At 65.2% G+C, this 23,623-nt stretch carries 21 protein-coding genes; 6 read left to right on the plus strand and 15 right to left on the minus strand.

The window, feature by feature from the left end; genetic code table 11:
- Nucleotides 1-8: 8 nt before the first annotated feature.
- Both QTH97_RS08225 and QTH97_RS08230 read right to left on the minus strand, forming a co-directional pair.
- A complete protein-coding gene (locus QTH97_RS08225) occupies nucleotides 9-632 on the minus strand; it encodes a PilN domain-containing protein (protein WP_286567643.1) in 624 nt (207 codons plus the stop codon).
- Nucleotides 629-1,708, minus strand: a complete 1,080-nt coding sequence (locus QTH97_RS08230) for a pilus assembly protein PilM (RefSeq protein ID WP_286567952.1) — start codon at nucleotides 1,706-1,708, stop codon at nucleotides 629-631. The genes QTH97_RS08225 and QTH97_RS08230 overlap by 4 nt, the downstream gene beginning before the upstream one ends.
- Before the next feature lie 241 nt (nucleotides 1,709-1,949).
- Here QTH97_RS08230 and QTH97_RS08235 point away from each other — a divergent pair, with 241 nt between their 5' ends.
- Nucleotides 1,950-4,358, plus strand: coding sequence for a penicillin-binding protein 1A (locus tag QTH97_RS08235; RefSeq protein WP_286567644.1), 2,409 nt, complete (start codon nucleotides 1,950-1,952; stop codon nucleotides 4,356-4,358).
- 8 nt (nucleotides 4,359-4,366) lie between these two features.
- Here the strand turns inward: QTH97_RS08235 and cyaY are convergent, their stop codons facing one another.
- The gene (gene cyaY / locus QTH97_RS08240; protein ID WP_286567645.1) at nucleotides 4,367-4,699 is read right to left on the minus strand and encodes an iron donor protein CyaY; all 333 of its coding nucleotides are present in this window, start codon (nucleotides 4,697-4,699) and stop codon (nucleotides 4,367-4,369) included.
- Between the two features lie 12 nt (nucleotides 4,700-4,711).
- On the opposite strand from cyaY, the gene lptM reads away from it, so the two are divergent.
- Entirely contained in the window at nucleotides 4,712-4,954 is a 243-nt protein-coding gene (gene lptM, locus QTH97_RS08245) for an LPS translocon maturation chaperone LptM (protein ID WP_286567646.1), read from the plus strand.
- The gene (gene lysA / locus QTH97_RS08250; protein WP_286567647.1) at nucleotides 4,951-6,237 is read left to right on the plus strand and encodes a diaminopimelate decarboxylase; all 1,287 of its coding nucleotides are present in this window, start codon (nucleotides 4,951-4,953) and stop codon (nucleotides 6,235-6,237) included. The genes lptM and lysA overlap by 4 nt, the downstream gene beginning before the upstream one ends.
- On the opposite strand, the gene msrQ is transcribed toward lysA, so the two are convergent.
- From msrQ to QTH97_RS08275, 5 genes are all read right to left on the minus strand, one after another.
- Nucleotides 6,215-6,856, minus strand: coding sequence for a protein-methionine-sulfoxide reductase heme-binding subunit MsrQ (msrQ, locus tag QTH97_RS08255; protein WP_286567648.1), 642 nt, complete (start codon nucleotides 6,854-6,856; stop codon nucleotides 6,215-6,217). The two genes, lysA and msrQ, sit on opposite strands and share 23 nt — an antisense overlap.
- Nucleotides 6,857-6,868: 12 nt before the next feature.
- Entirely contained in the window at nucleotides 6,869-7,867 is a 999-nt protein-coding gene (gene msrP / locus QTH97_RS08260) for a protein-methionine-sulfoxide reductase catalytic subunit MsrP (protein ID WP_286567649.1), read from the minus strand.
- A gap of 114 nt (nucleotides 7,868-7,981) precedes the next feature.
- Nucleotides 7,982-9,298, minus strand: a complete 1,317-nt coding sequence (ccsB, locus tag QTH97_RS08265; RefSeq protein WP_286567650.1) for a c-type cytochrome biogenesis protein CcsB — start codon at nucleotides 9,296-9,298, stop codon at nucleotides 7,982-7,984.
- Entirely contained in the window at nucleotides 9,295-11,436 is a 2,142-nt protein-coding gene (locus tag QTH97_RS08270; RefSeq protein ID WP_286567651.1) for a cytochrome c biogenesis protein ResB, read from the minus strand. The genes ccsB and QTH97_RS08270 overlap by 4 nt, the downstream gene beginning before the upstream one ends.
- 106 nt (nucleotides 11,437-11,542) lie before the next feature.
- Nucleotides 11,543-12,217, minus strand: a complete 675-nt coding sequence (locus tag QTH97_RS08275; protein WP_286567652.1) for a c-type cytochrome — start codon at nucleotides 12,215-12,217, stop codon at nucleotides 11,543-11,545.
- Between the two features lie 70 nt (nucleotides 12,218-12,287).
- Between QTH97_RS08275 and yihA the strand changes: the two genes are divergently transcribed.
- Both yihA and QTH97_RS08285 read left to right on the plus strand, forming a co-directional pair.
- The gene (gene yihA, locus QTH97_RS08280) at nucleotides 12,288-13,028 is read left to right on the plus strand and encodes a ribosome biogenesis GTP-binding protein YihA/YsxC (RefSeq protein WP_286567653.1); all 741 of its coding nucleotides are present in this window, start codon (nucleotides 12,288-12,290) and stop codon (nucleotides 13,026-13,028) included.
- 74 nt (nucleotides 13,029-13,102) lie between these two features.
- Nucleotides 13,103-14,017, plus strand: a complete 915-nt coding sequence (locus QTH97_RS08285; RefSeq protein WP_286567654.1) for an alpha/beta fold hydrolase — start codon at nucleotides 13,103-13,105, stop codon at nucleotides 14,015-14,017.
- On the opposite strand, the gene QTH97_RS08290 is transcribed toward QTH97_RS08285, so the two are convergent.
- Together QTH97_RS08290 and QTH97_RS08295 are read right to left on the minus strand one after the other, a co-directional pair.
- Nucleotides 14,011-14,895, minus strand: a complete 885-nt coding sequence (locus QTH97_RS08290) for an LpxL/LpxP family acyltransferase (RefSeq protein ID WP_286567655.1) — start codon at nucleotides 14,893-14,895, stop codon at nucleotides 14,011-14,013. The genes QTH97_RS08285 and QTH97_RS08290 overlap by 7 nt on opposite strands.
- Nucleotides 14,892-15,770 (minus strand): lysophospholipid acyltransferase family protein, encoded by an 879-nt coding sequence (locus QTH97_RS08295; protein ID WP_286567656.1) that lies wholly within the window; start codon nucleotides 15,768-15,770, stop codon nucleotides 14,892-14,894. The genes QTH97_RS08290 and QTH97_RS08295 overlap by 4 nt, the downstream gene beginning before the upstream one ends.
- Before the next feature lie 184 nt (nucleotides 15,771-15,954).
- Between QTH97_RS08295 and metK the strand changes: the two genes are divergently transcribed.
- Nucleotides 15,955-17,136, plus strand: coding sequence for a methionine adenosyltransferase (metK, locus tag QTH97_RS08300; RefSeq protein ID WP_028249298.1), 1,182 nt, complete (start codon nucleotides 15,955-15,957; stop codon nucleotides 17,134-17,136).
- Nucleotides 17,137-17,155: 19 nt separating this feature from the next.
- Here the strand turns inward: metK and QTH97_RS08305 are convergent, their stop codons facing one another.
- The 5 genes from QTH97_RS08305 to QTH97_RS08325 all read right to left on the minus strand — a co-directional run bounded on the left by QTH97_RS08305 (nucleotide 17,156) and on the right by QTH97_RS08325 (nucleotide 23,536).
- Nucleotides 17,156-17,788, minus strand: coding sequence for a phosphoribosyltransferase (locus QTH97_RS08305; protein ID WP_286567657.1), 633 nt, complete (start codon nucleotides 17,786-17,788; stop codon nucleotides 17,156-17,158).
- A gap of 22 nt (nucleotides 17,789-17,810) precedes the next feature.
- Entirely contained in the window at nucleotides 17,811-19,922 is a 2,112-nt protein-coding gene (locus QTH97_RS08310) for a TonB-dependent receptor domain-containing protein (RefSeq protein WP_286567658.1), read from the minus strand.
- A gap of 75 nt (nucleotides 19,923-19,997) precedes the next feature.
- Nucleotides 19,998-20,195 (minus strand): hypothetical protein, encoded by a 198-nt coding sequence (locus QTH97_RS08315; protein WP_286567659.1) that lies wholly within the window; start codon nucleotides 20,193-20,195, stop codon nucleotides 19,998-20,000.
- On the minus strand, nucleotides 20,192-21,382 hold the full coding sequence (locus QTH97_RS08320) for a PepSY-associated TM helix domain-containing protein (protein WP_286567953.1): 1,191 nt from the start codon (nucleotides 21,380-21,382) through the stop codon (nucleotides 20,192-20,194). The genes QTH97_RS08315 and QTH97_RS08320 overlap by 4 nt, the downstream gene beginning before the upstream one ends.
- A gap of 21 nt (nucleotides 21,383-21,403) precedes the next feature.
- Nucleotides 21,404-23,536 carry a TonB-dependent siderophore receptor gene (locus QTH97_RS08325; RefSeq protein ID WP_286567954.1) on the minus strand — a complete coding sequence of 711 codons (2,133 nt, stop codon included), beginning with the start codon at nucleotides 23,534-23,536 and terminating at the stop codon, nucleotides 21,404-21,406.
- Between the last annotated feature and the right edge of the window lie 87 nt (nucleotides 23,537-23,623).

Raw genomic sequence — 23,623 nt, forward strand, 5'->3', positions numbered from 1 at the left:
ATGAGCGCCTACCCTTTGTTGACAGCAGGCGCTGCAGTCTTGCCCGCGGGCGTTGCGGCTTTCTGTGCGTCGGTGGGTCGCTTGAGGCCGATGCGCATCGTGAAGTTCGCGACGCGACGCTGATCTCGTGGGCTCAGGTTGACGTTGCCCGACGTGATTTCAATGAGTTCCGGCTTGACCAGCCACGGACTGTTGTTGCCGAGGTTGCGCAACAACTCCGACACCCGCTCGTTGGACTGGGCCATGCCTTGCAGCGTCACAGTCTGGTTGTCCTGCTTCATGCTCGTCAGGTAGACGCCGTCGGGCAATTGCCGGACAAGCTCGTTGAGCAGATGCACGGGCATGTTGCGGTCGCCCTGGAGGTCCTCGACGGCCTGCTGCCTGGCCCTCAAGGCGGCGATTTCAGCCTGCAGGGTCGAGATTTCCTTGATTTCCGATTCGAGCTTGGTGATCGCGGACTGCAACAGGCTGTTCTTCGACTGCTGGCTGGAAATCTGGGCCTGGTACCAGAGAAATGCCATGCCGGCGATCACGCCGCCAAGCACTGCGGAGAGCCCCAGCGTGGCGTAGAAGGTCTCGCGCCGACGCTTGCGCGCAGCTTCCCGGTGCGGGAGCAGGTTGATCAGGATCACTGCAGGAACCTCCGCATCGCGAGGCCGCACGAGGTCAGATAGGACGGCGCTTCGCGCCGCACCTTCTTTTCACGGATTCCGCTGCCGATCTCCATTCCATCGAACGGATTGACGAGCGAGCAGGCAAAGGAGGTCTGACGCGTGACCGCGCTGGTCAAGCCCGGCAATGCGGCCGAACCGCCAGCCAGCAAGACATAGTCGACGCGGTTGTGCGGCGTACTGGTAAAGAAGAATTGCAGCGCCCGGGCAATTTCCTGCGCGATGCTCGCCACGAAGGGCTTGAGGACGCCCGATCCATAGTCGTCAGGCAGTTCGCCGCTCCGCTTCTTGGCTTCGGCCTCCTCGGCCGAGAAGCCGTACTGCCGAACGATGAGCTGCGTAAGCTGGGCACCGCCAAAAGCCTGGTCGCGGTCATAAAGCACTTCCTGGTTGCGCAGGACCTGCATGCTGGTCGTGAAGGCGCCCACCTCGAACAGCGCAACCACGGCGTCGCGGCCCTGGCTCGGAAGCTGCTCGATCAGCCGCGCCGTGGCAAGGCGCGAAGCGTAGGACTCCACATCCAGGATCACCGCCTTCAGGCCCGACGCCTCGGCCAAGCCCTGGCGATCCTGCACCTTTTCCTTGCGCGACGCTGCAATCAGCACCTCGACGTCCCCTGCCGAATTGGCGCTTTGGCCGATCACGCAGAAATCGAGGCTGACTTCGTCCAGAGAGAAGGGTATGTACTGGTTGGCCTCGGATTCGACCTGGATCTCGAGCTCCTGCTCGCTCATGCCGCCCGGCAAGACAATCTTCTTGGTGATGACGGCCGATGGCGGCAGGGCCAGCGCGACGTTCTTGGTCCGCGTGCCGCTCTTGCGCACGACGCGGCGAACGGCCTCTGCGACTTCATCGAACTTCTCGACGTTGCCGTCGGTGATCCAACCACGCTCGAGCGGCTCGATCGCACACCGCTCGAGTACCAACTTGCCGCTCGCGTCACGGCCGAGCTCGACCAGCTTGACGCTGGACGAACTGACGTCTAACCCGAGCAAGGGCGCGGGCTGACGACGAAACAACGATCCCAGAGCAGTCAAGTTCGATCCCATCCGTTTGTAACGATTGGAAAAAATTGCGAGTGGTTGCATGCTAGCAGCAAGGTACAACGCCAACCAAGCGGCGAATCCCCAGTGCAGCGCCAATCGTTGTCAAAAGTCGACGTAACGGTTCCGATCTGCAACTTACGTCACAAATAAGAGTACTTGGGTCCTAACTGCTACCGACCGACCGTCTTGGAGAGTCGCGTTTTTATAATGCTCGCTGACTCCAAGAGCCTCAATGCCCGAAACAACTCGACCCAAAGGGCCATCCAAGGCCCCCTCTTCCAAACCCAAACGCCCAGCCTGGCTGACCTGGCTGATGCGGATCGTATTGTGGGGTCTGGGAATCGCCGCGGCGGGCGTTGTTGCCGTGATTTGCGTGATCGCCGTCGCCCTGGCGGTTGCTTATCCGAACCTGCCCGACATCTCGGAACTTTCGGATTACCGCCCGAAGCTGCCGCTGCGCGTTTTTTCGTCTGAAGGCATCCTGATCGGCGAATTCGGCGAAGAGCGGCGCAACCTCACGCCGATCTCGACCATCCCGAAGGTGATGAAGGATGCCGTCCTGGCGGCCGAGGACTCGCGCTTCTACGACCACGGCGGCGTGGACTACAAGGGCATGGTCCGTGCGGGCCTCGCGAACATGAACCGCGTGAAGAGCCAGGGCGCCTCCACCATCACGATGCAGGTGGCCCGCAACGTCTACCTGAGTTCCGAAAAGACGCTGACCCGCAAGATCTACGAGGTCCTGCTGACCTTCAAGCTGGAGCATCTGCTCACCAAGGATCAGATCCTCGAGATCTACCTGAACCAGATCTACCTTGGCAATCGCGCCTACGGGTTCGCCGCTGCATCGGAAGCCTATTTCGGCAAGCCGCTGTCGGACATCACGATCGCGCAGGCGGCCATGCTGGCAGGCCTGCCGAAGGCGCCCGGCGCCAACAACCCCGTCAACAATCCGGCACGCGCACGCGGGCGCCAACTGTATGTGATCGACCGCATGCAGGAAGCCGGCTTCATCACCGCCGAGCAGGCGGCGGACGCCAAGAAGGAAGAACTGCACCTGCGCGACGCGGCCGACCCGACACGGCTGCACGCCGAATATGTCGCGGAAACCGTGCGGCAGTTGATGTACGCGCAGTACGGCGACAGCACCTACACGCGAGGCCTCAAGGTCTACACGACTCTCGTCGCCGCCGACCAGGCCTCCGCGTACCGGGCGCTGCGCAAGGGCATCATGGATTACGAACGCCGGCAGATCTATCGCGGCCCCGAGAAGTTCGTCGACCTGCCCGCGAACGCGAAGGAACTCGACGAAGCCGTCGATGACGCGCTGGCCGACCATCCTGACAACGGGGACGTGATGTCGGCGGTCGTGCTGAAGGCCAATGCCAAGGAGATCACGGCGGTCCGCGGCAATGGCGACACCCTGCAGATCGTGGGGGATGGCCTCAAGCCTGCCCAATCGGGTCTGTCCGACAAGGCACCGCCCAACATCCGGATCCGCCGCGGCGCGGTGATTCGGGTCGCCAAGACGCCCAAGGGCGCATGGGAGATCACTCAGTTGCCCGAGGTGGAGGGCGCATTCGTCGCCATGGACCCGCGCGACGGTGCCGTCAAGGCCATGGTCGGTGGCTTCGATTTCGACAAGAACAAGTTCAACCACGTCACGCAGGCATGGCGGCAGCCCGGATCGAGCTTCAAGCCATTCATCTATTCGGCTGCACTGGAAAAGGGCTTCACCCCCGGAACGGTGATCAACGACGGGCCGCTGTTCTTCGACGCGGGTACGACCGGCGGCCAACCGTGGGAGCCGAAGAACTACGACGGCAATTTCGAGGGTCCGATGTCCATGCGCCGTGCGCTCATGAAGTCGAAGAACATGGTGTCGATCCGCATCCTGCAATCCATCGGCACGCGCTACGCGCAGGACTGGATCACCAACTTCGGCTTCGAGCGTGAAAAGCATCCGGCCTACCTGCCGATGGCACTGGGCGCAGGTTCGGTGACGCCCATGCAGATGGCCACCGCCTATTCGGTGTTCGCCAATGGCGGCTACCGCGTCAATCCCTACCTCGTGACGCGCGTGACCGATCACAAGGACAAGGTGCTGGTCGACAAGCAGCCGCCCTTGCTCAACGAAACCTTGCGCGCGATTCCGCAACGGAACGCCTACATCATGGACAGCCTGCTGCAATCCGTGGCGAGCGGCGGCACCGCCGCCAAGGCCCAGGCCACCCTGAAGCGCACCGACCTCTACGGCAAGACCGGCACCACCAACGATTCGCTCGACGCCTGGTTCGCCGGCTTCCAGCCCACCATGACCGCAGTGGCCTGGATGGGCTATGACACGCCGCGCAAGCTCGGCGATCGCGAAACGGGCGGCGGCCTGAGCCTGCCGATCTGGATCAACTACATGGAAACGGCCATCAAGGGCGTTCCCGTGGCCGAGGTGCCTGCGCCTTCCGGCGTGGTCAACGTCGGCGGCGAGTGGTACTACGACGACTACGCGCCGGGCCGAGGCGTCGCGACGCTGGGCGTCGAGAGCGGGCCGACGCCAGCGGCAGAGGCGATCTCGGGCGCACCCATCGGCGCGGCGCCGGCGCCGGAAGAGCGCAACCGGATCCTCGACCTCTTCCGCAACTAGTCAGCGGGTCAGTCAGCCGCGAACGTGAGCCGCTGACCGGCTTGCAGCGTCGCCTCTCGCGACAGGTTGCCGAAGAATTCCTCGTTCGTCTTGGTGTCGACCCAGGCGCCGCCGTCGTGGCGATAGTGATAGCCGCCTGAACGAGCGGCCAGCCAGATTTCCTGCAATGGCTTCTGCAGGTTGATGATCAACTGGCTGCCGTTGCCGAAAGTGATCGTGATCATGCCGCCCACGCGCTGATTGTCGATATCGACGTCGGTGGCGTCATTGATGCGATCGCAGCTTCGTTCGATCGCCGCAAGCGCTGCTTCCGCGCGGTCCATGTACTCGGGGTCGGTCATTACAATTTCGCCATGTTGAATGTTCGCCAAATTCTAGTGAGCGCCGTTGGCCTCGCGCTCGTTGGGGTCGGCCTGACCGCATGTGGCCAGAGGGGTGCGCTTTACCTGCCGACGGAAGCCGCTGCGAAGAACCGCGCCACGCTCCCGGAATTGCTGCTGCCCGGTTCGGCCGCCGCGCCGGATGCGGCAGCCAAGCCTGCACAGCCTGTCGCGCCCGCCGGCAGCGCACCGGCCAAGAAGGGAGACGCGGAATGAACACTGCCGCGCACCTGCCAGGCCACCCGCACATTGCACGCAAGGACGGCGTCCTGCACGTCGAAGGCCAGCCGCTCCCCGTACTGGCTCGCCAATACGGCACCCCCCTCTTCGTCTACTCCAGGCAGTGGATGCTCGACGCCCTGGCCGCCTACCAGCGTGGCTTCGAGGGTCGCGACGCCATGGTTTGCTACGCGATCAAGGCGAATTCGTCGCTCGGCGTCCTGCGCGTCTTCGCCGAGGCCGGTTGCGGCTTCGACATCGTCTCGGGCGGTGAACTCGCGCGAGTGCTTGCCGCCGGCGCGGATCCGGTCAAGGTGATCTTCTCCGGGGTCGGCAAGACGCGGGGCGAAATGCGCCAGGCGTTGGCCGCGGGCATCGGATGCTTCAACGTGGAAAGCGAAGCCGAGATCGACGTGCTCAACGAGGTCGCGCTCGAGGAAGGCCGCGTGGCGTCGATCAGCGTGCGCATCAACCCCAACGTCGACCCGAAGACGCACCCTTACATCTCGACCGGCCTGAAAGGCAACAAGTTCGGCATTGCCCATGACCGCGCGGTCGCGATCTACCAGCACGCCGCGTCGCTAAAGGGCTTGAAGGTCGTCGGCATCGACTGCCACATCGGCTCGCAGATCACCGACGCCTCGCCCTATCTCGAGGCACTGGAGCGGGTGCTCGACCTCGTCGAAGCCATCGAGAAGACCGGCGTGGCCCTGCACCACCTGGATTTCGGCGGCGGCCTCGGCATCGACTACAACGGCGACACGCCGCCCGCAGCCGATGCGCTCTGGCACCAGCTTCTGGCGCGCCTCGACGCGCGAGGCTTTGGCCAGCGCCGCTTGATCGTCGAGCCCGGCCGATCGCTGGTCGGCAACGCGGGCGTGTGCGTGACCGAGGTGCTCTTCACCAAGCCCGGCGAGGACAAGAATTTCTGCATCGTCGATGCGGCGATGAACGACCTGCCCCGGCCGGCGATGTACCAGGCCTTCCACCAGATCGTGCCGTTGGCGCCGGAACGCGCCGAGCCCCCCGCGGTCACCTACGACGTCGTGGGTCCCGTTTGCGAAAGCGGTGACTGGATCGGCCGCGACCGCGCATTGAAGGTGCAGTCGGGCGACCTCCTGGCCGTGCTTTCCGCAGGCGCCTATTGCATGGCGATGGCCAGCAACTACAACACCCGCGGCCGCGCCCCCGAGGTGTTGGTGAGCGGCGAGCGCGCCACCCTGATTCGTCGCCGCGAAACCATCGACGACCAACTTCTCAGCGAGCGGCTGGCCGACTGAGTGAACCGCCGCTCGGGCGCGGCTTCTTGCTGGCGTGGTTCCATACGCGCCACCCGAGCAGCACAGCGATGATCGCGGCATAGACGAATACTTCGGCGAAGTTGTTCTTGCCCGCGCGCATCCAGAAGAAGTGCAGCAGGCCCAGCCCTGCGATGACGTACACCAGCTTGTGCAGCGTCTGCCACCGCTTCGCGCCCAAGGCCTTGATGGCCCGGTTGAACGAGGTCGCAGCCAGCGGCGTCAACAGGACAAAGGCCGAAAATCCCACCAGGATGAACGGGCGCTTGGCGATGTCCTTGGCGATCTCCGCCACGTCGAATTCCATGTCGAACCAGCTATAGCTCAGCAGGTGCACGACGACGTAGAAGTACGCGAACAGGCCCAGCATCCGCCGGAAGCGCGCCAGCGAATTGGCATTGGTCATCACCCGCAGCGGCGTGACGGCCAGCACGATGCAGATGAAGCGAAGCGTCCAGTCGCCGGTCGAACGGATCAGGTGTTCCGCCGGATTGGCGCCCAGGCCGTTGGTGAGTGCGCCGTAGAACAGCCATGCAAACGGCAGCAAACACAACACGAACACCAGCGGCTTGGCCGCCGGGTGCATCAGGAGCTTGTTCACGACAGGCCCGGCTCAGTAGAACTTCTTCAGGTCCATGCCCGCATAGAGCTGGCCGACCTGCGCTTCGTAGCCGTTGAACATCTGCGTCTTGGTGCGCTTGGCGAACAGTCCGCCGCCGTCGCCGATGCGGCGCTCGGTCGCCTGGCTCCAGCGCGGATGGTCCACGTTGGGATTCACGTTCGAATAGAAGCCGTATTCCTGCGCGGCGGCCTTGTTCCACGCCGTACCGGGCTCCTTCTCGACGAAGCGGATCTTGACGATCGACTTGCCGCTCTTGAAGCCGTACTTCCACGGCACCACGATGCGTACCGGCGCCCCGTTCTGGTTGGGCAGCACTTCGCCGTACATGCCGAAGGTCAGCAGCGTGAGCGGGTGCATCGCCTCGTCCATGCGCAGGCCCTCGGCATAGGGCCAGTCCAGGACGCGCGAGCCGACGAAGGGCATGGTCTTGGGATCGGCCAATGTGACGAACTCGACGTACTTGGCATTGCCCTGCGGTTCGACCTTCTTGATGAGCTCCGCCAGCGAATAGCCCACCCACGGAATGACCATCGACCAGCCTTCGACGCAGCGAAGCCGGTAGATGCGCTCTTCCTGCGCGCTGAGCTTGATCAGGTCCTCGATGCCGTACTTGCCGGGCTTCTTGACCAGACCTTCGACCTCGACGGTCCAGGGCTTCGTCTTGAGCGTGCCGGCGTTCTTGACCGGATCGCCCTTGTCGGTGCCGAACTCATAGTAGTTGTTGTAGCTGGTGGCGTCCTTGTAGTCGCTGACCTTTTCCATGGTCTGCGCGCCGGGGACTGTCGACTTCACGCCAGGCAATGGCGCCAGCTTGCCAGGTGCCGCGACCTGCGCCAGCGCATCGCGGGCGGCCCATGACGCCATCGCTGCACCAGCCGCGCCGCTGGCCAGCCACTTGAGCATGTCGCGCCGGCCTTCATAGACGCCCCGCGGAGTGATCTCGCTCGAACGCGGATGGATGAAGCCGTTGTCACGGGATTGAATCAACATGGTTGCCTTTCACCTGAATTGCTGTGCCCCGATGAGTTCGTTGCCAACGATGATCCGGTTACGCGAAAAACGCGCCGTTGGTTCAGTTCATCGCAAAATTCCGCGCGCCGGCGCCTACAAGGTGCCGTAGCTGTGCAAGCCGCTCAGGAACATGTTGACGCCGAGAAAGGCAAAGGTGGTCACCGCCAGCCCGCCGAGAGCCCACCAGGCGGCCACGGTGCCGCGCAGCCCCTTCACCAGCCGCATGTGCAGCCAGGCCGCATAGTTGAGCCAGACGATCAGCGCCCAGGTTTCCTTGGGGTCCCAGCTCCAGTAGCCGCCCCAGGCATCGGCTGCCCACAAGGCGCCGAGCACGGTGGCGATCGTGAAGAAGGCGAAGCCGACCGTGATGGACTTGTACATCACGTCGTCCAGCACTTCGTTGGCTGGCAGCCGGGCAGCAATTCGCTTGCGTCCCAGCAGAATGCCCGCTGCGATCAGGGCGGAGAGCGCCGCGTAGCCCACCCAGTAGCTGCCGCCCGCTTCCTGCACCCGCTGGCGGAACGCCACGGGCACGAAACACAGCGCCACGCCCAGCAGCCAGATCGGCGTGAGCTTGAACCAGCGCGTCTCATTCGCCTGCTCCTTGATGAGATAGGCGAACGCGACCATCGCTGCCAGCGAAAAAGTGCCATAGCCAATGAAATTGGCGGGCACGTGCAGCTTCATCCACCAGCTCTGCAGCGCCGGCACCAACGGCTGGATTTCATGCGCTTCGCGCACCAGCGTGTACCAGAGCAGGAAGCCGACCGCCGCGCTCACGACCAGCATCACGAATGCGCCCAAGGCGCGCGTGCCGTAGCGCGATTCGAAGTAGAGATAGAAAGTCGCCGTCAGCCAGCAGAACAGCACGAACACTTCATAGAGATTGCTGACCGGGATGTGGCCGATGTCCGGGCCCAGCTGGTGGCTTTCGTACCAGCGCACCATCGTGCCGATCAGCGCCATGGTGACGGCCGCCCACGCAAGACGCGAGCCGATCAGGTCCATCGTGTCGCCCTGCTTGCCGCCGAAGAATCCGATCCAGTAGAACAGGGTGCTCATGAAGAAGAGCACGCTCATCCAGAGGATGGCGGACTGGCTCGACAGGAAGTACTTGAGCCAGAACACGGAGTCGGCGCGCGCCAGGTCGCCCTGGTAGGACGCGATGGCCAGCAACGCCGCGCCAGCGACCACGATCGCCAGCACCCGCAGCGGCCGCCAGAACCATCCCAGCCAGATGGCCGCGGGCACGGCCGCCACCAGAATGGTCTTCTCGTAGATGTCCATCGAGCCGGCATAGCGCGAGAAGGCAAAGAGTCCGCCGGCCACCACCAGGATCGCGAAAACCCAGTCGAAGGCGTTGCGGCGCGAAAGCCAGCTGTCGTTGAGCGTGAGGGTGGTGGTGGTCATGGCGCCGTGTCTTTCCTGATGGCGAGCAGCTTGTCTTTGAGGTGCTCGAATTCGCGATCGCTGTCGATGGTCTTGCGATTGACCGAAAAGGCCATGGTGGCCGCCGTGCCGCGCGCGTGGGCGTCATCCTTCGCCAGCCAGACCCACAGCCTGCGCTCACGCACGTACAGCATCGCAAAAATGCCGATGATCAGCAACAGGCAGCCCAGGTAGACGATGTTCTTTCCCGGCGCGCGGGCGACCTGGAACACGCTGGCCTGCACCTGCTTGAAGTCCGTCATCATCAACGCCACCGGCGCCGGGTAGAAATGGGCATCGCTGATGGCCAGCACCGCCTGGGTCAGAAAGGTCTGCGTCTTCTCGTCGGGAGGCATGTCCGCGAGAGCGGCTTTCTCGCGGCTCACGTTCAACACCTCGAACAGCACGTCGTTCAGGATGCGCACCAGCACCGCGCCCGCGCGCTCCCGCTCGCCTTCGGGGATGTTGGCTTCCATGAACTCGGCGATCGCCTGCCAGCCGCCGGTGCTCACCGCGTCGGTCTTCGCGCGCTCGGCGCCGGCGAACAGCGCCAGGGCCCGCGCGGCGGAGGAGCGAAGCTGGTTGGCAAGTTCAGGACGCTTCGGATCGGTCGTTCGGGCGATGTAGCGGTCGATGGCGCGCGCACGTGCATCGGCATCCGCCAGCGTCGCACGCATGCGCACGAAGGTCTCCATCGACCCCTTTTCGTCGGCCGGCACGCGCAGGTAGCGGAACGGCTCCTCCGGCCGCTCGCGCATGCCGAGCAGGAAGACCGGTTGGCCATCGCCGGTATCGACCGGAACCATGTAGTTCTGATACTCACGCGCCTGCCCGGCCGCATCGCGCAGCTTGTAGCCGACGCTTGGTCCGATGTTGCGCAGCACCTTGGGCTTGTTGGTCTTGTTGGCCGCACCCAGGCGCGATTCCAGGCTGTTGTGCAGATCGACCTTGCGCACGTCGGCTCCGCTCGTCATCGCGCCGCCGGCGCTCTCGGCGAAATTCTCGACGTTGATCACGCGCAGCGCGGTGTACTCCAGCGTGAGCCGGTCGGTGCCATTGGTGATTTCAGAGCTGCCGCCGATGGTGCCTTCGATCTCGAAGGGCTTGGCCGCGGCGGCCATGGGCACGGCCTTCAGCTTCACGCTCGAGCCACCGTCGTCGAAGCTCGACTGGTAGATCTCGATTCCCTTGTAGCTCGCCGGGTGGTTCACCTCGATGCGCGCCGGGATCTGCTTGCCCGTCTCGCGATCGTGCAGCACCACCTCGCTCGCGAACAGCTTGGGCATGCCGGTGGAGTAGTAGTCGACGATGAACTTCTTCAGTTCGATGGAGAACGGCAGGTCCTGCAGCAGCACCCCGTCCGACTGGTTGAGGATGGCAACGCTCGACTGGGCGCCTTCGGGCACCAGGATGTTGCCGCGGAAGGTCGGATTGCTCGGTGACAGGCGGTGCTGGGGCGGGACATCGGCGATGAGGCCGCCGCCGGTGTAGACGCTCTTGCCGTTGAACCAGGTCTGCGCCCGCACGATCAGATCGCCGTCGAGCAGTCCGCCGATGCACACCAGCACGATCGCGCTGTGGGCGGCGATGTAGCCGAGCTTGTGTGCCCCGCCCGCGCGCGCGGCCACCATCCACCCGTCGCCATCGCGGTGCTGGAGCTTGACCTTCCAGCCACCGGTGGCCAGCAACTGGCCGATTCGATTGGCTGCGGTATCCGGCGTTTCGTCGAGCACGGTCTCGGCCCGCTGGCCGAAAGCCCTGAGGCTCTGGACCCTGATGCCTTCCTTGTAGGTCTTCAGGTCCGACAGGATGCGCGGCGTGTTGCGGGCGATGCACAGCGAGGTGCTGATCACGAGGAACGCGAGGATCAGGAGAAACCACCACGCGCTGTAGATCGAATCGAGCTTCGCCGCGCGAAACACTTCGGCCCAGAAGGGCCCGAACTGGTTGATGTAGTTGTTGATGGGCTCGTGCTGCTTGAGCACGGTGCCGATGATCGATGCGATGCAGATGATCGTCAGCAGCGCGATCGCGAAGCGCATCGACGACAAAAGCTCCACCGCCGCGCGGACCACTGGGGGACCGCGACGGACTCGAAGACCGTGGGTGGAAACTGACATGAGGAGCGAACCGTGGGAAGCAAAAAAGGCGGGCCATCCTTACTGGATCGGCCCGCCTTGTTTGGGGTTTGTTATCGGCGGTTAGTTCACACTGAACCGCTGCGAATCAGCGCAGCCCGGCAATGTAGTCGGCCACTGCCTTGATTTCGCGGTCGTTGAGCTTGGCGGCAACGCCGTTCATCGGCGCCGAGTTCAGGCGGACGTTTTCGCGGAACTGGACGAGTTGGGCCACCGTGTAGTCGGCGTGCTGGCCGCCGAGGCGGGGGTACTGGGCTGGAATACCGGCCCCGTCCGGGCTGTGGCAGCCCGCGCAGGCAGGAATCTGGCGATCCGCAATGCCGCCGCGGAAGATGCGCTCGCCCAGCGCGACCAAGTCCTTCTCCTTCGAATAGCCGGTCTTGATCTTCTTGGATCCCACGAACCAGGCGACGTTGCGCATGTCTTCGTCCGACAGGGCCGACGCGAACGGTTTCATGATCGCGCTCTTGCGCTTGCCGGACTTGAAGTCCTGCAATTGCTTGAGGATGTATTCGGGGTGCTGTTGCGCCAGCTTGGGGTTTGCGGCGATGGCCGAGTTGCCGTCGGCGTTATGGCACGAGGCGCAGCTTTGGCCGTTGGCCGGCGTGGCATTGAAGATGGTGTCGCCCTTGGCCGGATCCGGTTTGGCCGCCTTCGGAGGCGCCTCGGCTGCCGGCTTGGCGGCATGCTCGTCGGCGGCGAAGCTGGCACTGGCGGCGACGCCCAACAGGGCTGCAAGCAGAAAATTGGCAAACAACTTCATATCGGGGGCTTAGATTTAGGGCGCAAAACCCGGCGATTCTACAATGGCGCCCCGTTCCGAAAGCTCATTGATGACCACCCCGCCGCGCAAGCCGGCCGCACCCTACTCCCGCACGGCTCCGGCCGTGGACGCCGCGGCCGCCGAACGCGCCCGTGTCGCCCGGGGCTGGTTGCACACCGCCCACTTCCTCACCAGCGCCCCGCAGCTGGAGCACTTGCCGCCCTTGGACCTGCCCGAGATTGCCTTCGTCGGCCGCTCCAACGCAGGGAAATCGACCGCCATCAATACGCTTACGCAGCAGACGCGCCTGGCTTTTGCGTCGAAGACGCCTGGCCGGACGCAGCACATCAACCTGTTCGGCGTTGGCAAGCAGAAGGTCGACGACGCGGTCCTGGCCGACCTGCCGGGCTACGGCTACGCGGCCGTGCCCCGCGAGGCGAAGCTGCGCTGGCAGCGTGTGATGGGCAACTACCTGATGACGCGCGAGAGCCTGCGCGGCGTCGTGCTGATGTGCGACCCGCGCCACGGCCTCACCGAACTGGACGAGATCCTGCTGGACGTCATCCGGCCCCGAGTCGAGCAGGGGCTCAAGTTCCTGGTGCTGCTGACCAAGGCGGACAAGCTCACGCGGTCGGACGGCGCCAAGGCGCTGTCGATTGCGCGACTGCAGGCCGGCGGCGGCGAGGTCAAACTGTTCTCGGCCCTGAAGCTGCAGGGCGTGGACGAGGCCGCCGAACTGCTCTGGCGCTGGGCGCATCCGGAGGGCGAAAAGCCCGCGGAGCCGGCCCCACAGGTCGACGAACAGGGCTGAAGGATCGCCACGGCGACGCTCCCTTCTCTGCCTGAATCCGAGACATCCAACCAAGAGCAACAAGGAGACAACCTGTGATCGAGACTTTCGCCCGCAAGCTGCCCAACGGCACCACCTTGAGCTGCCGTGCGGCCGGCACGCCGGGACGCCCGCTGATGGTGTTCCTGCACGGCTTTCCCGAGGCCGCCTTCATCTGGGACGAACTGCTCGAATACTTCGCGCAGCCTGAGCATGGTGGATTTCGCTGCGTCGCGCCCAACCTGCGCGGCTTCGAGAAATCCAGTTCCCCCGCCGAGGTGTCGGCCTACCGCGCTCATCTCCTGGTGCAGGACGTCGCCGAACTCGCCGCGAGCGAAAGCCCGGACGGAAAGATCGAGGTCCTGGTCGCGCACGACTGGGGCGGCGCCTTCGGCTGGGGCTACGCCAACCACCACGGCGACAAGCTCGGCAGGCTGGTCATCATCAATTCCCCGCATCCCGGCACCTTCACGCGCGAGTTGCTGAACAACCCGGCGCAACAGGCTGCGAGCGCCTACATGAATTTCCTGGCACGCCCCGATGCCGAAGCCCTGCTGTCGGCCGACGACTATCGGCGGATGTGGCCCTTTTTCACGCTGATGAAGGCGGGGGCGGACGGCTTCGGCTGGCTCACGGAGGATGTGAAGAACCAGTACCGCGAGGTCTGGGACGCGGGGCTCACAGGCGCTTGCAACCTTTATCGCGTCACGCCGATGAAACCGGCCATGCCCGGCCAGCCGGCCCCTCCGATTCCCACCCTGCCGCGCGAACGGCTGACGGTCTCGGCGCCGACCTTCGTGCTATGGGCGCTCGACGATTCGGCACTGCTGCCGGGTCTGCTCGAAGGCCTCGAAGACTACGTGCCCCAACTCGAACTCAAGAAGGTGCCGGGCGCGACACACTGGCTGATCCACGAACAGCCCCAGTTCGTCGCCAGCGAAATCGAAGCTTTCGTGCGACGGACTCAGTAGACGGACGGATCGCCCTCGGGCCGCGTCTTGAAGCGGCGGTGGACCCAGTAGTACTGCGAAGGCATGGTGTCGATGTAGCCCTCCAGGCGCTGGTTCATCAATGCGGTGTCGGCAATGACGTCGTCGGTCGGGAAGTCCTTCCAGGCTTCCAGCACCTCGATCTCGTAGCCATCCCTGGTGAGCTTCGAGACGATCGGCACCACCTTGGCCCGCCCGAGGCGCGCGAACCGCGACAACGAGGGCACGGTGGCCGCCTGCACACCATAGAAGGGCACGAAGACAGTCTGGTCGCGCCCGAAATCCATATCGGGCAGCAAATACAGCAGACCGCCCTTGCGCAGCCCCGCGATGATCGGCTTGATGCCGTCGACACGGTTCAGGGTGATCACGTTGCCGAATCGCTTGCGGCCTTCGCGTATCCACTCGTCCACCATCGGGTCCCGCTGGGTGGTGTAGATGGTGGTCGACGGCCGCGCCGTATGCATCGTCAGCGCGGTGGCCGCTGCATCCAGGCCGTAGAAATGCGGCGCGAAAAGGATCGTCGGCTCGTGGCCGTTGGCGATCTCGTCGATTTCCTTGGCCGCGCCATGCACCTTGAGCCGCCGCGCAACGACTTCTTCGGGCGCATGCCAGAGCCAACTGCGGTCGAGCCAGGATTGCGCCACGTACACGAAGGTCTCGCGCGCCATGCGGCGGCGTTCGGCCGGCGACTTGTCCGGAAAACAGACGGCCAGGTTGGCATCCACGACGCGCCGGCGAGGCACCGCGGCTACATGCAACACAGGCCCCAGCAGCGCGCCGAATCCTCGCACCAGGGGAAAGGGCACATGCGCCAGCGTTCGCATGAAGGCGATGCCGAGTCTCGAAGTCAGGCTCACGAGGCGACCTCGGCTTCCGCTTCGGCGCGCGGCTGCTTGTAGCGCGCGTAGTCCCAGACGTACTGGCCCGGCAATCTGCGAATCAGGCTGGCGATGCCTTCGTTCATGGCCGTTGCGGCGGCCTCGGGCGTGGCCTTGGGGTCGCTCATCGCGGTGCCGTCGAAGGGCTCGAACCGGATCGCGTAGCCGGCGCCGCGCGGCAGCCGCTCGCAAACGCCGAGAAACACGCGGGCGCCCGTCTGCTGCGCGAGGCGCGGCAACAGCGTCATCGTGTAGGCCGGCCGGCCGAAGAACGGCGCCCAGACGCCCTGCCCCAGCGGCGGCACCTGGTCCGGCAGCAGGCCGGTGTAGCCGCCATTGCGCAGTGTGCGGATGAGTCCCCGCACGCCGGCGACGGTGGTTGGCAGGGTCTGCAGGCCGGGACGGTCCCGTGAGCCGGCGATCAGTTCCGCCATGAATTTCTTGCGGGCCGGCCTGAAGAGCGCCGTGATCGGACCATAGGCCTCGAAAAAGCGCTCGCCGACCGCCTGGCCGAAGGTTTCCCAGCTTCCGAGATGCGGCGACACGAGGATCACGCCCTTGCGCGCGGCCAGCGCCGCTTCGAACGCTTCGACACCTTCCCAGCGGACGATCTTCGGCAGCAGGCTTTCGCCCTGGGGGCGTGCCCACACCCACGGCAGTTCGCCGACCATGGCGCCGGCGGCGGTGATCGCGGGGCGGTATTGCGCCGGCGTGAACCCGGCGGCTTCGGCGTTTTCCCGGAAGCGCCTGCGGTAGTCCGGCGCCAGCCACCAGACCAGCCAGCCCAATCCTCCGCCGATCGCGTGCATCAAAGGCAGCGGCACCCGGGCGAGCAGACGGAAGAGAGAGATCATCGACAACAGGGAGGGTAAAAACAGGACGCGCGCGCAGCCTACAGCGCGGCTCGAATAGAATGCAAATTGTCGCTGAGTTATGGAACTACTTGCAGGGCGACGTTAAACATCACTGCTAAAGCGTTCGCCAAAGCTCCATCCGGGTTGGCAACGCGCCAATCGGACCTTCATGGAGTTTCATCACATGGCGAACGACTTCCTCTTCACTTCCGAATCCGTTTCCGAAGGCCATCCCGACAAGGTGGCGGACCAGATCTCCGACGCGATCCTCGACGCCATCTTCGCCCAGGACCCGCGCTCGCGCGTCGCCGCCGAGACCTTGACCAACACCGGCCTGGTCGTGCTGGCGGGCGAGATCACCACCAACGCGCACGTCGACTACATCCAGGTCGCGCGCGACACCATCAAGCGCATCGGCTACGACAACACGGACTACGGCATCGACTACAAGGGTTGCGCCGTGATGGTCTGCTACGACAAGCAGTCCAATGACATCGCGCAGGGCGTGGACCACGCGAGCGACGACCACCTGAACACCGGCGCCGGCGACCAGGGCCTGATGTTCGGCTATGCCTGCGACGAGACGCCCGAGCTCATGCCCGCGCCGATCTACTACGCGCACCGCCTCGTCGAGCGCCAGGCGCAGCTGCGCAAGGACGGCCGCTTGCCCTTCCTGCGGCCCGACGCCAAGAGCCAGGTCACGATGCGCTACGTGGACGGCAAGCCGCACAGCATCGACACCGTCGTGCTTTCCACGCAGCATCACCCCGACCAGAGCGAGACACCGACCAAGATGAAGGCCTCGTTCAACGAAGCCATCATCGAAGAGATCATCAAGCCGGTGCTGCCCAAGGAGTGGCTCAAGGAGACGCGCTACCTGATCAACCCGACGGGCCGCTTCGTCATCGGCGGTCCGCAAGGCGACTGCGGTCTCACCGGCCGCAAGATCATCGTGGACACCTACGGCGGCGCCTGCCCGCACGGCGGAGGCGCTTTCTCGGGCAAGGACCCGAGCAAGGTCGACCGCTCGGCCGCCTATGCCGCACGCTACGTGGCCAAGAACATCGTGGCCGCAGGCCTCGCGCGCCAATGCCAGATCCAGGTTGCCTACGCGATCGGCGTGGCCAAGCCGATGAACGTCACGGTCTACACCGAAGGCACGGGCGTCATCCCCGACGACAAGATCGCCGCGCTGGTGCAGGAACATTTCGACCTGCGCCCCAAGGGCATCATCCAGATGCTCGACCTGCTGCGCCCGATCTACGGCAAGACGGCCGCCTACGGCCACTTCGGCCGCGAAGAGCCCGAGTTCACGTGGGAAAGCACGGCCAACGCGGCGGCCCTGCGCGCCGCGGCGGGCCTCTGAGGCTTCCCGGCCGCTGGAATCAGGAGGGTCTGCGCAGCAGCTCGCAGACCTCTTCGTCGCTGGTCTGGCCGAAATCCTCGTACCAGAGCCCGACGGCGCGGAAGTGCGCGGGCGTGGAGACGCAGACCACCTCGTCCGCGAACGCGCCTACGCTCTGGACCGCCTCTCGCGACGCCACCGGCACGGCCACCACGATGCGCTGGGGTTGGCCCATCCGGGCGGACTTCACGGCCGCGCACATGGTGGCCCCGGTCGCCAAGCCATCGTCGATCAGCAGCAGTTCCCTTCCGGCCAGCGCGAGCGGCGCGCGGTTGCCGCGATAGAGGCGCTCGCGACGCGCCAGCTCGGCCTGCTCGCGCGCCGCCACGGCCTCGATGGCCCGCTCCGACACCGGCCAGCCGCCGTCGAAATCGCCCATCACGCGTACGCCTCCGGATGCGATCGCGCCCATGGCGAATTCTTCCTGCCCCGGAAAACCAAGCTTGCGCACGACCAGCACGTCGAGCGGCGCGCGCAGGAACTGCGCGACTTCCCACGCGACGGGCACACCGCCGCGCGGCAGCCCCAGCACCAGAAGATCAGTACGCCCGCGCCAGGCGCCAAGCGCATTCGCGAGCAAGCGGCCCGCGTCGCGTCGATCCTTGAATTCCATTTGCACTCCTTGCAGCCGGAACTCAGAAACGATACGCGCCTCCCATGCCGACCGTCCAGTTGCGCCCCGGAGCCGGCTCGAAGTAGCGGGCATTGCCCTCATTGACGATGACCGAGCCGATATAGCGTTTGTCGAAGAGGTTGTCGATGCGCGCAAAGGCATTGAATTCCCACCGCTGCCACTTCTTGACGTAGCCCGCGAACAGCGCGACCACCCCGTAGCCCGGGACGCTGACGGTGTTTCGGTCATTGGCCTCGATGCTGGCAAGCGCCCGCAGTTCGGTGCCGACACGCCAGCCGTCCGGCGGCACCCAGCCGTAGGAGGCGAAGAAGGATTGCGGCGCAATCCCCGGGATGCGGTTGTCCGCCGGAACGAAGGTGGCGGGAGTGCACGGCACGGCGCAGAAGGGATCGCTGTAGCGCGCGTCCAGCCACGTATAGGCGAGTTGCGTGCGCCAGTGGTTCTCCGTCTCGTGCTGCCAGGCCAACTCGAAACCTTCGCGCTTCGTGCGCCCCGCGTTCTGGAAGGTGGCCCTGCCGCCCACGTTGGTGGCGGTCACGATCTCGTCGTCCGTGCGGGTCTGGAACACCGCCGCCGTCAGCAGGCCGCCCGCCAGGCGGGCCTTGGCGCCCACTTCCACGCTGTCGTTGGTGGCCGGCTGCAGTGCGAAGTTGAGTCCTCCCTGGCCGTCGGGACGGTACGAAAGCTCGTTCAGCGTCGGCGTCTCGAAGCCCCGGCCCACCGAGGTGTAGAAAGCCAGGTCGCGGGTCGCCTGGTAGCGCAGCGAAGCCACCGGCAGGGTCTGGGTGTACGACGCGCTGCCGCTGTCGTTGCGGTTGGTCCCGACGATGTAGTGGTCCGTCGAGTCGAAGTCGACCTTGCTGCGGCGCACGCCGGCTTCGAGCGTCCATTGATCCGACAGGCGCCAGGTGGCCTGCAGGTAAGGATCGAGGTTGTCGACCTTGTTGGTCTCGTTGCGGCGCAGCCTGCCCTGCACGCCCAGGATCGGATTGGCGACCGGGCCGATGAAGTTCTCGTAGCCGGTGCGCTGTTCGCGAAGGTCGTCGTAGGCGAGGCCGGCGACCAGCTCGAAGGGCCGGCCGGCCAGCGTCATCTGCGACAACCAGCGCAGGTCGAAGCCGCCGTAGTCCCGCGACAGGCCGATGACCCCGCCCGCGCTCAGCGGGCTCACCTGCGCCGTTGGCGGGATAGCCTGGTACTGCGTGGTCTTGCGCTGGCCGCCGTAGACCATCAGGCGCAGCGCGTTGCTGGCATCGATCGGGCGCTCGTACAGCAGGCCGGCTTGCGTCTGGTCGACGGTCTTGCGGGTGTCGAACTGGGCGGCGACGGCGGCGCTGCGCGGGTCCAGCGCGTACTGCTCGGCCGTGAGGCCCAGCGGGTCCTGAGCGCTCAGCTTCACGCTGTTGAGGATGAGCGTGAGCCGGCTGCCATCGTCCAGGTTGAATCCCATCTTGCCGTTGACGATGTCGCGATTGGCCTCGCTGTGGTCGCGGTAGCCGTCGGTCTCGAAATGGCTGCCGCTCAGGAGGTAGTCGACGGCACCGGACGATCCGCTGACCTGGGAGCCGATGCGCATCGTGCCGTAGCTGCCGCCGGCCAGCGAAAAGCCCAGCTTGGGCGGTCCTTCGCCGGTCTCGGTGAAGGACTGGATCACGCCGCCCGAGGAATTGCCGTAGAGCGCCGAGAAGGGACCGCGCAGCACTTCGACCCGATCGAGCGATCCGATGTCGATGTTGGAGGTCTGGCCCTGGCCGTCGGGCAGGGTGGCGGGGATGCCGTCGACGTAGATGCGAATGCCCCGCACGCCGAAGGTGGAGCGCGCGCCGAAGCCACGGATGGAGATCTGCAGGTCCTGGGCGAGGTTCTGCCGGTTCTGGACCTGCAGGCCGGGCACGATGTTCAGGCCCTCGGAGAGTTGCGACTGCAGGCGCATGTCGCGGATCTCGGCGCCTTCGACGCGGCTCACCGAGCCGGCGACGTCGAACACGGGCTCGGCCCCACGCGGCGTGGTGACGGTGACTTCGCCCAGGCTCGGCACGCTACCCACATCCTGCGCATGGACTGAGGACGAGGTGGCGGCCAGCAGGCAGGCGATGGCGACAGGAGATTTCATGGCGGGCATTCTGCGTTGCCCCGCCGCCGCCTGCGCGGAGGGCAAGACCCTATGGCGCCGCGGGCCGCGCCCGACTTATGGATGCCGCGGTCGACGACGGCACCAGCCGAACCAGATACCCACCCCGACCGGAATTCCGAGCGTGACCCACGCCAGCGCATCCCCGAGCCCGCCGTCGCTGAACAGCGCAGAGACCAGTCCGATGCAGGTCAGCAGCCCCAGCACGATCGGCCAGCCCCACAGGCGCCAGAAGTGACCGCGGTGCGGCTTCATGTGCCTGCCTTTGCCGTCGCCGTGGAAGCGGGCTGTGCCAGGGGAGCATGCACTGCGTGCGGGTCGTGGTCCGCCTTCGCCGCGGCCGACACCGTGTGCCCGCGCTTGAGCCACAGGTAGATCCCGCTGCCCAGCACGATGATGGTGGCAATGTCGAGCACCGCCCACAGGATCTGCATCGGCATGCCACCGTAGTCGCCGAAGTGCAGCGGCTGCGACACCAGCAGCGCCGTCAGATACCAAGGCAGCCTCGGGCTGGCGGTGATCGCGCCGGTCTGGGCATCGACCAGCACCGGCTTCAACAGCCGCGACGTGAAGGGCTCGTTGCCGCGCAGGAAGAAGGTGTTGTGGTGCGGGCTCGAGAACGCCGTGCCCGGAAAGGCGATGAACGAGAGCTTCATGCCCGGCGCGCTTTGCAGCGCCACATCCAGCGACTGCTGAACCGATCCCCGCTCCGCGGCCGGCACCGTCGGCTGTCCCTGGTACGGCTTGAGCAGCGCGCTGAGCTGGTCGTGCTGCCAGTACTTGACGATGAGTTCGGCCCAGGTGTTGATCATGCCGGTCGCGCCGACCGTGAAGGCCCACACCAGCGTCACGATGCCGAGCAAGTTGTGCAGGTCCAGCCACTTGAGGCGGGGCCGGCGCTCGCGCCGCACCGTGCCGAAATCCAGCTTCCGCATGAAGGGCGAATACAGCACCACGCCGGAGACGATCGCCACCAGCAGCAAGAAGCCCATGAAGCCGAGGAAGAGCATGCCGGGAAGCCCCGCGAACAGGTCGACGTGCAGCTTGAACATGACGTACATGAAGCCCTCGTCGGTCTTCGGCTGCGCCAGCACCTGGCCGGTGCGCGCGTCGACGGCGACCTGCTTGAAGTCGTCCGTCGGCGCCGGCGTAGGCGTGAGCGTGACGAACCAGATCGCGTCGTCGTCCTCCGGCTGCGAGACGTACTGCACCACGCGATCCGGATGCAGCGCCTTGGCCTTCTCGAGCACACGGTCCAGGCTCGCGCGCGGTGTGTTGGCAGGCATCTTGGGCGCTTCGACCTCCGTGCCCAGCAAATGCCCGATCTCGTGGTGGAAGATCAGCGGCAGCCCCGTGATGCACAGGAGCAGCATGAACACGGTGCAGACCAGGCTGCTCCATTTGTGAACCCAGGCCCAGGTCTTGATTCGGCGGCTGTTCATCATGGGGATCTTGCAGAAGCGTCAGAAGCGGTAGGTCGCGCTGGCCACTGCATTGCGGCGGGCACCCCACCAGCAATCGCCGCGCGACAAGCAGACCGAGTTATAGGACTTGTCCGTCACGTTGTTGATATTCAGCGCCAGGCGCCACTTGGCCGTTTCGTAGGCGATCATGAGATCGAGCAAAGTCACGGCCGGAGTCTCGGGGGCCACGCCGTCCTGGAACTTGCCCATCCATCGCACACCGGCACCGGCCGAGAAACCCGGCATGCCGGCAACCATGAATCGGTACTTGGCCCACACTGCCGCCTGATTGCGTGGCACCTGGGTCAACTGGGGGTCGACGTTCGTGTAATTGTAGAAGGCGAGCACATCCAGGGCCTTGTCCAGCGTGGCCTTGACCTCCAGCTCGACGCCGGTCGTCTTGGTGCTGCCGGCCTGCACGTAGTCGATGCCGCCATTCGGATCGAGGATCAGGCGGTTGTCCTCCCGCAAGTCGTAGACCGTGGCGGTGGCCTGGATGGGGCGGTCGGTCGGCAAGTACTTGATGCCCACTTCCCATTGCTTGCCGCGTTGCGGCGTGAAGCGCTCGTTGTTCGCGTTCAGGCCCGCGACCGGCGTGAAGGATTCGCCATAGCTCATATAGGGCGAAATGCCGTTGTCCGCCGCGTACATGAGCGAGAAGCGCTTGGTGGTCGCGTCGCTCTTCTCATCGTCGCTGCCGACCAGGCCGTTGGTGACTTCGTCATGGCGCAACCCGGCCAGGACGATCCAGTTCTTCGCGAACTTCATCTGGTCCTGCACATAGACGCCGTACTGTCGCTGCGTCGACTTGGGGCTGTCGACCAGTTCGTAGGTCGGGAAGGGCTGGCCATACACCGGCGCATAGGCGTCGATGAGCGGCTGGGTGCCGCCGAGGTAGATCGGATAGTCGACGCCCGAGCGCTTGTTCATCGAGTAGCGCGCGTAGTCGAACCCGGTGAGCACCTGATGCTCGACGGCGCCGGTCTTGAAACGGCCTTCGACGTACTGGTCGGCCTGCAGCATGTTGACCTTGGTGATGCTCGAATCCCAGAAGCGCCCGAACAGGCGCTTGTTCTCCGGATCGCCGGCCCAGCCGCCCGGCACCGTGAACGAGTCCCCGTAGAAGCCGGTGTAGTCGACGTCGTTGTGCGTGTAGCGCAGGTTCTGGCGCACCGCCCATTGGTCGTTGAACCGGTGCTCGAAAAGCCACCCCGCCGTCGAGCGTTCGGTGTCGTAGCGGTCGTACCCCGGCTCGCCGATGAACCGGCGGGTGGGGAGGATGCCGTTCGGATTCGGCAGCACCATGCCTTCCCAGGGGAAAAACTGCGAGGTCGACCCCGTCTTGTCTTTCTGGTAGAGCGCCTGCAGCGTCAGCGTGGTGGCCGCGTTCGGTCGCCACGTGAGAGAGGGAGCGACAAGCTGGCGATCATCGCGCACGTAGTCCACCTGCGTATCCGCATTGCGGCCCACTGCGATCAGGCGGTAGAGCCACTGGCCGTCTTCGGTCAAGGCTCCGGTGAGGTCGGTCTGGATCTGGGTGCGGTTCCAGCTCCCGAACTGCACTTCGACTTCACGCTGCGTGTCGGCCAGCGGCCGCTTGCTCACCATGTTGATGACGCCCGCCGTGCTCCCCTGCCCGTACAGCATGGCCGCAGGGCCGCGCAGGACTTCGATGCGCTCGAGCGTGTAGGTCTCGGTGCGCGCGTTGCTGGTGTAGTAGTCGAAATTCTTGCGCAGCCCGTCGAGGTATTCGTCCGGATTGCCGCCGCGGATCAGCACGCTGTCGGTACGCGAATCGACGCCGTACGCGTCCGAGCGCACGCCGGCGGCGTAGGTCAATGCATCCTGGACGTTGTTCGCGCCCTGGTCCGTCATCTGGTCGCGGGTCACGATGGTCACCGACTGCGGTGTCTCGGACAAAGACGTGTCTGTCTTGGTCGCGGACATCGCATTCTTGGCCCGGTAGCCGACGACCGGCGAGGTCGCGGTCTCGACCTCGGCGTTCGCGTCGACCCGGACCTCGGGCAGGGTCGTCGGACCTCCCGTCTGCGCCAATGCCTGTTGTTGGAGATTGATGGCAAGGCAGCCGGCGAGCATGGCGGCGGCCTGGCGCCGCCCGAAATTGATCCGCATTGGGTTGATGTTGATTGCAATTGATAACAATTCGCATTCTATTCATGAACGGAATGTGAACGCAATGCAAAGACGCCGATTCCCCCG

This window comes from Variovorax gracilis (assembly GCF_030317115.1).
GTDB lineage: Bacteria > Pseudomonadota > Gammaproteobacteria > Burkholderiales > Burkholderiaceae_C > Variovorax > Variovorax gracilis.